At 43.6% G+C, this 12,613-nt stretch carries 6 protein-coding genes; 3 read left to right on the top strand and 3 right to left on the bottom strand.

Features of this window, described 5'->3' with window-relative positions; all coding sequences use genetic code 11:
• Positions 1 to 131: 131 nt before the first annotated feature.
• On the bottom strand, positions 132 to 1,445 hold the full coding sequence (locus FE394_RS10090) for a sodium-dependent transporter (protein ID WP_319926263.1): 1,314 nt from the start codon (positions 1,443 to 1,445) through the stop codon (positions 132 to 134).
• A 673-nt stretch (positions 1,446 to 2,118) separates the two neighbouring features.
• Here FE394_RS10090 and FE394_RS10085 point away from each other — a divergent pair.
• A complete protein-coding gene (locus FE394_RS10085; RefSeq protein WP_319926262.1) occupies positions 2,119 to 2,703 on the top strand; it encodes a UbiX family flavin prenyltransferase in 585 nt (194 codons plus the stop codon).
• Positions 2,704 to 2,711: 8 nt separating this feature from the next.
• Here the strand turns inward: FE394_RS10085 and FE394_RS10080 are convergent, their stop codons facing one another.
• Both FE394_RS10080 and FE394_RS10075 read right to left on the bottom strand, forming a co-directional pair.
• A complete protein-coding gene (locus FE394_RS10080) occupies positions 2,712 to 3,626 on the bottom strand; it encodes a TIGR01777 family oxidoreductase (RefSeq protein WP_319926261.1) in 915 nt (304 codons plus the stop codon).
• A 166-nt stretch (positions 3,627 to 3,792) separates the two neighbouring features.
• Positions 3,793 to 4,413 carry a glutathione binding-like protein gene (locus FE394_RS10075; protein WP_319926260.1) on the bottom strand — a complete coding sequence of 207 codons (621 nt, stop codon included), beginning with the start codon at positions 4,411 to 4,413 and terminating at the stop codon, positions 3,793 to 3,795.
• Between the two features lie 209 nt (positions 4,414 to 4,622).
• On the opposite strand from FE394_RS10075, the gene yfcD reads away from it, so the two are divergent.
• Both yfcD and FE394_RS10065 read left to right on the top strand, forming a co-directional pair.
• Positions 4,623 to 5,162: an NUDIX hydrolase YfcD gene (gene yfcD, locus FE394_RS10070; RefSeq protein WP_319926259.1), complete on the top strand. Its 540-nt coding sequence runs from the start codon at positions 4,623 to 4,625 to the stop codon at positions 5,160 to 5,162.
• 1,493 nt (positions 5,163 to 6,655) lie between these two features.
• Entirely contained in the window at positions 6,656 to 12,607 is a 5,952-nt protein-coding gene (locus FE394_RS10065) for an SDR family NAD(P)-dependent oxidoreductase (protein WP_319926258.1), read from the top strand.
• Positions 12,608 to 12,613: the final 6 nt, after the last annotated feature.

The raw sequence follows: 12,613 nt of genomic DNA, 5'->3' as shown, positions 1-12,613 counted from the left end.
TTGTTTTTAGCGCGAAACGAGAACCGCCTGTTTGATAATAAATCAACAACGCAATAAAGGGTGCTCAATTCAAACAGATATCAGCTTCTCTAGTAAGAATACACAGAGAAGCTGATATATTCACCACAAAATCAGATCAGTCCGTGAACCAAAATAATTCCAATACAAGCCGGGCCTATATATCGCCATACAAGCAATAAACACTTACGGCTTAGCGGTGACATATTAGCTGGCATTAATAAAATAGCTTTACTTGACCAACCAAAAACTAAACAAATTATAATCCCAAACACCGGCATCAAAATATTTGATGTAATAAAGTCCAATATATCAAAAATATTTTTCCCGCCAATCGTAAGAAAACTTAACACACCAAAGGATAAAGAGACAGGAACTCCCATTAACATAATGGATAATGTAACAATTAAGCCAGCTTTACGACGAGACCAATGGAATCGAGAGTGCACATAAGCAACAATATGTTCAAGCAATGAAATCGATGAAGTTAATGCAGCCATCAGTAATAATGTGAAAAAAGTGATGGCCCAAATAGTCCCTCCGGGCAAATGAGCAAAGTAAATAGGCATCGTCATAAATGTTAACCCCGGCCCTGCACTAGGTTCTAATCCAGCAGCAGTTAGGGCAGGAAAAATCATAAGGCCGGCTAATATACAGACAAGACACGACAATATAACGACCCAAACACTAGAGCGACCAATTCCTTTGTTACTTGGTAAGTAGGCACTATAAGTAATATGTATCCCTAAACCGATAGACAGGGAAAAAAATGCCAGACCTAATGCGTCTAAAATCCCTTTACCTGTTAAGTTACTAAAGTCAGGATACAAAAACATTTTCAACCCTGCAGATGAGCCAGGTAAACGAATCCCAATAATTATTAAAACAATCATGATGACAATAAGGAGTGGCATCATAACTTTCCCTGCTTTTTCAAGACCTTTCTGCACGCCAGCTAAAACGACAATGCAAGTTAAACTCGCAAAGACTAAATGTGCAATTATCGGCCACCAAGGATTACTGATGAAGTTATTAAAGATAGTCGTGAGTTGATTGCTGTCCGTTACATTCAGCTCTCCGGCTGCCGCCATCGTGACATAACCAATCGTCCAACCACCCACTACACTATAAAAGCTGTAAATACACCATGAACTGAAAATCCCGATAAAACCAACAATTCCCCAATGCTTACCTAATAACTCCTTAAATGCATTTACTGCACTTTCGCCAGTGCTGCTTCCCAGTAAATTTTCAGCCATCAATACTGCTAAGCCAATGATGAAACTGAACAATAAAAAAACTAAAAGAAATGCACCACCGCCATTTGTTGCAGTAACATAAGAGAATTTCCAGATAGCACCAATGCCAATAGCTGAACCAGCAGCCGCTAATACGTGGCCAAAACGAGAAGTCCATTGTTGACTCATACTAAGCTCCTTATCGCTAAGGCGTTAGCATATTTATCTGAACTTAAATTTGAACACACAGAACAACTCAGCTTCTGGCTGAAGTGAGAAGATAATCGAATGCTGGAGATAATAAAAAAAATCACAAGGAACTCCGGTTAAAAAACAGTTCCACCAGCAAGATAGATAAAAACCACCTGACTGGTGGCTTCATAAGAAAAACAGATAAACGCAGCCACCTATTCGGATAGTAGTCGGCCTAGTAGAAGGTTTACAATTACGTTCATAGTTCTGCTCTTGATGTTCATCATTTAATCGTAACTTTCAGTTTTAGCGCCAATCAAATCAATGAACGCCTGGTAAGGTGCTATTGTATAGCATGAAAAATAGTAATAATAAATAATCAAGTATAAAAAATTAGTGGGTTATTTGTTAAAGGTCGTGAATGATACTAGGGCATTTAAAATGCCTGCGAAGGCGAGTCGGGGTGCTTTCTTGTGATCAACAAGCTCACGTTATGGCATTAATACAACTAGCTTCTTTCATCGGGGGTTTGATAACATTGCCCACGGCATGATGGTTCGGCATTGTGGTTTTTTGGCGAAGACAATGCTACCAAATTATCATACTTTTCAAATTCCCTTCACAAAACGTCAACAGACCCCAGTTATAGCCAGAATTCCAGAGGAAAAAAATGAAAAAATTGATTGTCGGGCTGACAGGAGCAAGTGGTGCGATTTACGGTGTCAGATTATTGCAGGTTTTACAGCCCGTAGCAGGCATTGAAACGCATTTGGTGATTAGCCAATCTGCCCGGCAAACATTGTCATTGGAAACTGATTATTCTCTGAGAGAAGTCCAATCTTTGGCTGATGTGGTACATGATAATCGTGATATTGCCGCCTCGATTTCCTCTGGATCATTTAAAACATTGGGTATGGTGATCCTGCCTTGCTCAATAAAAACCTTATCGGGTATTGTGCATAGTTATACCGATGGTTTGATCACCAGAGCCGCAGATGTCGTGTTGAAAGAAGGCCGTAAGCTGGTGCTGGGAGTGAGGGAAACACCCCTGCATTTAGGTCACTTGAGATTAATGACGCAAGCGGCGGAAATCGGGGCAGTGATAATGCCCCCTGTTCCCGCTTTTTATCATCGTCCCGGGCATATTCAGGACATTATTGACCAGACGGTCAATCGCATACTTGATCAGTTTGATATAGACCTGCCAGAAGATCTCTTTACCCGCTGGCAGGGTGCTAAGCCGATTGAAATATAGACATATCATTAATATACGTCGGCATCTGCCTTTAACACATCTTTTAAGGCTTCCTCTAGCTGGAAATAGCGGAAGCCAAATCCTCCTTCTTCCAACTTTTTAGGAATAGCTTGCTGCCCCGTTAAAACCAATGTTGCCGCTTCTCCCATTACTGCTTTTAACACAAATGCCGGAATTCGAACCAAGGCGGGGCGATGTAGTGCATTCGCCAGTGTGTTACTGAAATGGTCATTATGGACAGGATAAGGCGATGTCATATTAAAAGGGCCGTGCAATTCAGGCGATACCAGCAGGTAATAAATACCGTTGACCATATCATCCAGATGTATCCAGGGCATATATTGCTTGCCATTGCCGATTGCCCCACCTAATCCCCAGCGAAACAGCGGCAGTATTTTTTGCAATGCTCCGCCTTTGTGCGCGAGCACAATACCAGTGCGCAACAAACATACACGGGTTTTGTCACTTGCAGCCTGTAAGGCAAGCTGTTCCCAGCGTGCACAAAGCTGATGGGTAAATTCATCATGAGGCGGATCATTTTCGGTCACCACTGATTGCCCTTGATCACCATAATAGCCAACGGCTGAGCCGGAAATAAACACAGACGGCGGCGATTCGCTGGTATTGATTAACTTGCTCAAGTGTTCAGTGAGTTGCCAGCGACTTTGGCAAAGTTCCTCTTTTTGCTTTGGCGTCCAGCGCTTATCTGCGATAGGTTCACCGGCAAGATTGATGACTGCATCAAAATCGTTGAGATCGTGCTGATCATTCAGCGTCGTCCAGCATTCAACACGATCGGAGAACAGAGAGTACACTTTTTGCGGTGAACGACTCAAGATAGTAATGGAATGGGAAAGCGAAAGCAGTTGGCAGGTCAATTGATGCCCGATCAGCCCTGTTCCCCCTGTAATTAAGATACGCATAGCCACCCCCTGTGACGAAAATAGATAGCCAGTGATTGACTATAGCCAGTGATTGACTATAGCAGGGGATGACTCGTGTGGCAGCGAAAAATGCTGCTATGTGTTATCAATATCAAGTTTTTTGGTGAAAAATTTCGCCATTAACTGAATTTCTTGAAAATTGAAGTTAGGCATCATTATAGGCGGTCTGTGTTGCAGGGCGCCGTCTGATCTTATCTAGCCATTTTTCAACGGCTGGATAATCTTTCAGGTCAATTTTTTGGTGCTCATGGCATGTAGCCCACGGATAAGTTGCAATATCTGCGATGCTGTATTCATTTCCTCCCAAATAGGGTGTTTTTTCCAGCTGGGTATTCAATACGTTATATAAACGTTGTGATTCTTCTACATAGCGTTTAATCGCATAAGGTACAACTTCAGGGGCGTACCGATTGAAATGGTGATTCTGACCGAGCATCGGGCCGAACCCCGCGACTTGCCAGAACAGCCATTGCAATTGTTCTGTACGTTCACGTAACTCTTTGCTTAATAACTGGCCTGTTTTATTTGCCAGATAAAGTAAAATGGCGCCCGACTCAAAAATGGAGATAGGATCTCCTCCGTCAGCAGGTTGGTGATCGACGATAGCGGGGATTTTATTATTGGGGGCAATGGCAAGAAACCCGGGTTTAAATTGCTCGCCAGTACTGATATTGATCGGATGAATGGTGTAAGGTAGGCCGGTTTCTTCGAGAAACAGAGTGATTTTATAGCCGTTAGGGGTTGGAGCATAGTATAGATCTATCATATAACCTCCGGTAATAATAACACTTTGAACAATATAGATTTGCTACATTACCATTGGTTTTATTTGCCTGTAAAATATTACAGATTTTCTATATTGATGTTAGCGAATTTATTTTAGCCAGTTATGGCACCCCTTATCCGCTTTTGGCCTCGTTAATGGGGTGACACAGCAAAAATTGGCGCGTAGATCATTTATTAAAGGTTTTTAGGATGGCGCAAGAAAAATCAGCAATTATTGAGTGGGTTGACATCGTCAATGAAGACAACGAAGTGATTGCGCAGGCGACTCGCCAGCAGATGAGAGCGCAAAACTTGAGGCATCGTGCTACCTATATCGTTGTACATGATGGTATGGGTAAAATTCTGGTTCAGCATCGTACAGAGACGAAAGATTTCTACCCGGGAAAACTGGATGCTACAGCAGGTGGCGTCGTTATGGTGGGAGAGAATCTGCTTTATTCCGCTCGTCGGGAAGCGGAAGAGGAGTTAGGAATAGCCGATGTTCCTTTTGCTGAGCATGGTGTTTTCTACTATGAAGAGAACAATTGCAAAGAAAATACCTGTCGGATATGGGGAGGGTTATTCAGTTGTGTCAGTCATGGGCCGTTTGCACTACAGGAAGAAGAAGTGAGTACGGTTTACTGGCTAACACCAGAAGAAATTACGGCTCGTTGTGATGAGTTCACGCCCGATTCACTTAAGGCTCTTTCTCTGTGGTTAGCGCGTAATAGCCAGAAAGATATTATCTGAATATATAATGTAGTTATTTTATTAATCTATTTGAAATGAAGAAATAATTTCACCTTTAAATAAAAAAACACCCTAAAACCTCGCTCTGTAACGAGCGGGGAAGTGTTATTGATAGTGAAAAAGAAGGTATTGCGCTAAGTAATAGTATTGCGGGCAATGATAGTATTTGGATGAAATCATCGATAAAATCATGTTATTGGAATAATATTTTTTCAGGTGTATTAAAATATATCATTGATAATAATTATCTAAGTATTGATATGGTTTTAGCATTATATTCTTTTTTTTATTCTCACATTAATCGATTACACTTTTAGTCCGTGATCAATTTTTATTAACTCATTGTTATATAAAAAAACAGGTATTGAGTGCTCTTTAGAATCGTTTTTTTTTAAGAATTGAAAGGTAAATAAAATAGGGGTATACAAATATAGCGTTAAGGGAAAACGTTAAAGAATGATGCTTACTTGTTATTCGTAATAATTTTTATAACACTGCAAGTAATAAATATATCCAATAAATTTTAAATTTCAGCACAGCAGCAAGGTAAAAGAATTATGGTTGCATTATCATTGTTTTTTGGATTTGTGATATTTTCTTTGGTGATGATTTTATCTGTAATTAAGTTACTCTCTTCTGAATACATTAATCTTCCCCCATTAAATAATGTAATGGAATTAGTTAATTTTAAGGAGAGTTATAGGGGCCCTGTTCTTATCCTCCATCGTCTTTCAACCTGAAATTTGAAAGATGACGGGGATATATGGGGACTGATTACCCTCTGTATCCCATTTTTATTGATGATCCTAACCAGTATCTGGTCAGAGTTGTTGGTGGTTTTATATTATGTATATTTTATTGAACCAAAAACATCCAATAAATTTTAAGTTTCAGCGAGGCAGTAAAGGAATGAATGGCTGGGAACATGCTAACTCAATGTTTATAACTCAACGTTTAAAACGTAAATTTTATAAAACTATTTTTATAATGCTATGTTTATAAATCTATGTTTATAAATCTATGTTTATAAATCTATGTTTGTAAATTGGTGACTATCACTTTATTTATTATTAATATGTGATTGTGAGGTGAGTGAGCGTAGCCAATAAAAAAATAATTTAAAATATGACGGATATAACTATTTATTGGTTCCTTTTTTGATACTAATGGGAAGCGAAAAATAACTATCTAAAAATTACCAGTAATATTCTTGTCAGAATATTTCGATAATCTGCTTTTTTTAAAACAAACCTGGTCGATATCTGATCGATTTCAGGTTTCAGCACAGCCAACAAAGCTGAAACCTGAAAGATGAAGGATATATATTGAGATTGTTTTGATGAGCAGAGGGGGAATTGTTTTTTCTGGCTGAGGACGACAGTAAAAACACTCAATTCATCATATATCTAACCAATGGATTTCGAGTAACAACTTGAAAGACGAAGGATATATGTTGAATTCAAGGGTTGTTTTATTCAACACACGAGGAATGTATGTCTGAGACATATTTTTTACATGATAGAAAAATTCGTGGGGATATTGCGATCGTTGGTATGGCGAGTCATTTTCCTGATGCGCCAAATCTTTATAAATTCTGGCAAAACATCATAAATAAAAAGGATTCATTGACTGATGTCACAAATAAATCAGAAGATGAATATTGGCGAAAAGAGGATTTCTACGATCCTGATCCAACGGCCACTGATAAAACATATAGTCATCGTGCTGGTTTTGTTCCTGAAATTGATTTTGATCCCGTAGAATTCAAAATTCCGCCGGCTATTATTGATTCGATAAGCACAGCACAGTTATTTGCCCTTTATGTTGCCAAGCAGGCTATGCAGGATGCGGGGTTGATTGGTCAGGAAAATAGCAAAGTTAATCGTGATCGTATCGGTGTTATTTTAGGCGGTGCGGGAAATGGCAATACATCATTTTCACTGGCTGCACGTCAGCAAGCACCTTATTTACGTCGCATCATGATTAAATCCGGCCTGTCAGAAAAAGTGGCAGATGACATTATCGAACGGTCACATGGATTATATCTTGGCTGGAATGAAGACAGTTTCCCCGGATTTTTGGGAAATGTCGCTTGTGGCCGGATTGCCAGTTATTTCGATCTGGGTGGCACATCCTATATGGTTGATGCCGCCTGTGCCAGCAGCCTTGCAGCAATTAAATCGGCGATTGGTGAATTACATTCCGGCAGTTGTGATGCCGTATTAACGGGTGGCATCAATTTAGAAAACTCCATCTTTTCATTTTTATGCTTTAGCAAGACACCTGCGTTATCAAAAAATCACCTGTGCCGTCCTTTCGATCAGAACGCGGACGGCATGATGTTAGGTGATGGCGTCGGTATGTTGGTACTGAAACGACTGGAAGATGCTGAATTGGACGGAGACAGAATTTATGCTGTCATCAAATCCATTGAAGCCTCCAGTGACGGCCGGGCCAAAAGTATCTTCGCCCCTCGTCAGGAAGGACAGGTTAAGGCATTGAAACGCGCGTATACCCGTGCAGGAATATTACCCAATGATATTCAATTAGTGGAAGCTCACGGTACAGGCACGGCATCAGGTGATGATACCGAACTCAAAAGCCTGCATGCGGTGTTTGGTGAATATCAGGTTCCCCCGAAATCAGTCGCAATCGGCAGTATCAAGTCCCAGATTGGTCATACCCGTTGTGCCGCTGGAGCGGCATCCATGATGAAAGTCGCGCTGGCTCTGCATCATAAAGTTTTGCCTCCCACCATAAATGTAGGACAACCGACCAACTTATTGATGGCCGAAAGCAGTCCTTTTTATGTTAATAATGAAGCCAGACCGTGGTTGCGCCCGTTCAGCATTGCGCCGCGCCGGGCGGCATTGAGTGCTTTCGGTTTCGGGGGAACTAACTTCCATGCCATTCTGGAAGAATATGAAAAGCATACGCATGGTCGTTATAGATTGAACGAATCTCCGTGGATCATGTTGTTTAAAGGCAATAATCCGACAGAGTTGCTTGCTGAGTGTGAAAAGGCGCTCTCCTGTTTTAGTGGTGAGTTATCAGATAAGGCCATTCGCCAGCATCTTGAGCAGCAAAATATTGATGATTTACTGCCACAGCAGGCCAGATTGCTGTTTGTCTCCGAATCCGTTGAACAGACAGTTGAACTGCTATCCCTTGCGATTAATCAACTGCAAAAGAACAGTACTCTGGGTTGGGAGCACCCGCGCGGGATCTATTTCCAACCGCAGGGGAAAAATTTTGATGGCAAAATAGTCGCCTTGTTTCCCGGTCAAGGCTCTCAGTATGTCAATATGGCGCGTGATATCGCCAATGATTACCCCGAAATGCGCCAATCATTGGAAACACTGGATGATATTGCCATCAATGAATCAGGCCATGAACTGTCAACCACTATCTATCCGATCCCGGCATTTTCTGAGGGAGAACAGCAGGTCCAGCAACAACGGCTGACGGATACAGCCAATGCCCAGCCCGCATTGGGCGCTATCAGCGCAGGCTATTTCAATATACTGAACAGTATGGGATTCACGCCTGATTTTGTCGCAGGGCACAGTTATGGTGAAGTCACGGCACTGTGGGCGGCGGGAGTGCTTTCTGAGAAAGATTTCCACCGGGTGTCCCTTGCCAGAGGCTGGGCTGCGGCCTCTGCCGGTATTCATCGTGGAGCCGGTCAGGATCCCGGTGCAATGTTGGCGGCTTCTCTTTCTCAGGCACAACGCGCGGAAATATTGAAACGCTATGTCGGTCTTGTGATCGCCAATGATAACTCTGATCAGCAAGTTGTATTCGGGGGAGCGACGACCCTTATCCATCAACTTAATGAAGAGTTGAAAAAAACGGGCGTGAATTGCCGGATCCTGCCTGTGTCTGCGGCATTCCATACAGAATTCATCCAGTCAGCCTATCAGCCTTATCGTGAGCGTTTGGTTGATATCACGTTCAACCCACCGCAATGCAAACTGTTTTCTAGCGCCACCGCAGGACTTTATGGCAATGCTTCGCCGGATATTCGGGAACTACTGGCAGAACAGTTGATCAGGCCGGTGAAATTCCGCCAAACCATTGAAGCCATTTATCAACAGGGTGGAAGGCTGTTTGTCGAAGTAGGGCCGAAAGGCGTACTGGGTAAACTCGTATCCGATATCCTGAAGGATAAAGAACATGCGGTAATTTCCGTCAATCCCAGTGATAAAGGAGAAGAGCGCCTGCAATTTGCCCGTGCTCAGGCAAGATTACTGGCAGAAGGTATCAAGCTGCGGCATATAAACCAACATGTCCGCATTCAACCGATGGAAGAAGACAAGAATAAGCGCCTGACATTCAGACTGAGTGGCGGTTTCTTCTTGTCCCAGAAAAACCAGGCGCGACGTCAACATGCTTTGCGTGATGGAGATCACGCCGTTGTTGAGCAATTTATCGCGGAATCTATCCCTGCACCAGTCACTGCTCCTTCATTAATGCAACCAGAAGACAGGGTGTTGACGGAAGTTGAACACAAACAACCTGTTTCAGACCATGTTATTCAACAGAACATGATTCAACAGAACATACTGACAATTATTCAAAGACGAGATGAACCTATGGAACAGAATAATCAATTGAGTGAAAACCGCCCAGATGCGCACACATTAAATGGATTGTTGCAGGCTCAGCAAGTCATGAGCCAACTGCATCAACAATTTCAGTCTAACCAGACAGAATATATCCAACTGCTGAATACGCTGTTAGAAAAACAATATAGTTTGCTGGAGAGTTGCAAAGATCACCAGAACCTGCCAGCGATGCTTTCCAGCCTGAGCCAGAGCGTTCAACTGTTGGACAAGAACCTTGAACTGTACCATACCAACCACGAACGCTATTTTGTGACGCAACAAAACCTGTTCCAGCCCGGTCAGGCTGCATCAGTGACGGGGTCAGTGAATCGCCTGACTCAACCGGCTGTTGGCTATACTGCTCCGGTCAAAGCGGAAGAGTGGGTACAGGCAGAAGCGCCAGTACAGATCCCCGTTCCTGCACAAGCACAAGCACAAGCAGAAACAGTGACTCCGGCTCCTGTGGCGACAGCACCGGTCATCGCTGCCGAGCCAGCCCCTGCATCCGTATCGAAAATTCAGCCAGTAGAAACAAGGGAAGAGATTGCGGCAGTACGTCCAATTATTGCTGAAATACACGTTCCCGAAATACAGATGCCAGTAATGCCAAAAGCAAGTGAGGAAATCAAAGCGCAGGCGAAGGTGCTCGATCCTAAAGTAGAAAATCAGATCAAGCGTTTTGAACAAATCACAGAAGAAAGCATTATCAACCAATTGATTACTATCGTCAGTGACAGAACCGGTTATCCGCAGGATATGATTACCGCAGAGATGGATCTGGAAGCTGATTTGGGTATTGACTCCATCAAACGGTTGGAAATTTTTGGTGCAATGTTTGATGCGTTCTCTACGAACACCGGCCTTTACAATGAAACATCAAAAAACAAAGATCTGGAAAACTTTGAAGTTGATTCGTTGAGCACCATCGCCAGAATGAGTTTGTTCTTCAAACAAATGATTGATGAAGCGATTAGTGCCTTACGCAACAAAGGTAATGCGCCGGAACCGGAAAAAACGCCGCTGTCAGCAGAAAACAGTGCGCCCAAAAACGATAAATCCGCAACGCCTGAAAATGACGGATCGTCGGTAAAATTGCGGTCTTTGGGATTTGTGACCTCGACAGTAACACCCTCTGAGGATTACCGCGCAAAAAAGCCGCTAGCTGAATCGCAACGGATAGAGTCCCCTGCGGTTCAGCCTGAACTGAGTAATATAGCTTCACAAAATAATGAAGAAGAGCCTTTTGCTGACTCACCCGTTTCACGTTTTACCGTTGTGAAACAATCTTTGTCGATGCCGGATCGTCTACCGGACGTGTTTTCATCCCCTAAACGCTGGCTGGTCGCAGATGAGGGAACCGCCAGCGCAGATAGCATCGTTAACGCGCTCAGACAGCAGGGACAGCAAGTTGTTGTCCTGAGTCTGGGGCAAAATCCGGCCATCATGGGGGATGAGGCTGTGCTGGATGCCGTGCTGACAGAGATTGAGCAACAATATGGCACCATTGACGGCGTGATCTATTTACAGGCACCGAAACAGGGAGTCAACGCATTGGTTAATGTGTTCAATGAGCAGGATTACCGCTCGGTTGAAACGACTTTCCTGCTGGCAAAACGCCTGCAAGTTAGCCTGAACGGGGGGGGATCGCAGTCTGGCTACTTCATGGTGGTGATGCGGGGCGATGGTGAACTTCTGACCTCTGGACGTGAATACCTGCCGATTGTTTCTGCGGGTATCACTGGCTTGACCAAATCGCTGAATATCGAATGGGGAAATGTTTTCTGCCGGACAGTCGATATCGATGCCAGAATCAACAACAGCGATGTCGCGAAGATAGTCATAGAGGAGCTGCAGGACAGCCGCACTGAATTGGCAGAAATCGGGCGTAGTGTAACGGGTGAACGCATGACATTGGCGCTGGCGGAAGAACGCATATTGCCATCAACCCCTGCCATTCAGGTTAACTCGCAAGATGTACTGCTGGTGACCGGAGGCGCACGGGGTATTACCGCACACTGCGTTATCGCCTTGGCGAAACAGAGTCAGGCGACATTCATTTTACTCGGACGTACCGATATGACTGCCCCGTTGCCGGAATGGGCAATAGGCAAGAATACACTGGATGAACGCAAGACTGCCGCCATTGCGCACCTTCAGGCTCAGGGTATTCAGCCGACACCTGTGAAGGTGAATAGTATGCTGAGTCGCTTGATTCATATTGATGAAATCAATGAGACATTGCAGGACATCAGACAATCAGGATCACAGGTGATGTACCTGCATTGTGATATCACCGATCCGAATCAGATAAAGAGTGTACTGAATGAAGCCCAGCGGCAATTCGGACAGATAACCGGCCTGATCCACGGAGCGGGTAATCTGGCGGATAAACGGATTGAAAAGAAAACATTGGCGGATTTACATTCGGTCTTTAATGCCAAAGTCAAAGGGCTTGAAAATGTGTGTCGTGAACTGGACTGTACCTCTTTGCGCCACATCATGCTGTTTTCATCGGTTGCCGGTTTCTTCGGCAATGCCGGGCAGACCGATTATTCGCTGGCAAATGAAGCACTGAACAAATTTGCCTACCTGCCGCTCAAGAGCCAACTGGGTCAGATAATTCGTTCGGTAAACTGGGGACCGTGGGATGGTGGCATGGTCAGCGATGTGCTTAAACGGGCATACCAAACCCAGAATATGGTGATTATTCCGCTTGAAGAGGGGACGCAACGTTTCGTGCGCGAATTTGGTGATCCCCGTTCACGTCAAATCACTATTGGTGGAAAGAATTACAGGGCAGTCAAAGCACCGTTGCCGCCAAAGACCACAATGAAATAATTACGC

The organism is Xenorhabdus littoralis, from assembly GCF_033949345.1.
Classification (GTDB): Bacteria; Pseudomonadota; Gammaproteobacteria; order Enterobacterales; family Enterobacteriaceae; genus Xenorhabdus; species Xenorhabdus littoralis.
The sequence above is the reverse complement of the archived record's forward strand: the minus strand, read 5'-3'. Positions and strand labels throughout refer to the sequence as shown.

What these genes read in the sequence shown, in the direction of transcription:
- FE394_RS10075 (WP_319926260.1), bottom strand. Translation starts at nt 4,413, where the DNA reads ATGATAGATCTATACTATGCTCCAACCCCTAACGGCTATAAAATCACT.
- FE394_RS10085 (WP_319926262.1), top strand. Translation starts at nt 2,119, where the DNA reads ATGAAAAAATTGATTGTCGGGCTGACAGGAGCAAGTGGTGCGATTTAC.
- FE394_RS10090 (WP_319926263.1), bottom strand. Translation starts at nt 1,445, where the DNA reads ATGAGTCAACAATGGACTTCTCGTTTTGGCCACGTATTAGCGGCTGCT.
- FE394_RS10065 (WP_319926258.1), top strand. Translation starts at nt 6,656, where the DNA reads ATGTCTGAGACATATTTTTTACATGATAGAAAAATTCGTGGGGATATT.
- yfcD (WP_319926259.1), top strand. Translation starts at nt 4,623, where the DNA reads ATGGCGCAAGAAAAATCAGCAATTATTGAGTGGGTTGACATCGTCAAT.
- FE394_RS10080 (WP_319926261.1), bottom strand. Translation starts at nt 3,626, where the DNA reads ATGCGTATCTTAATTACAGGGGGAACAGGGCTGATCGGGCATCAATTG.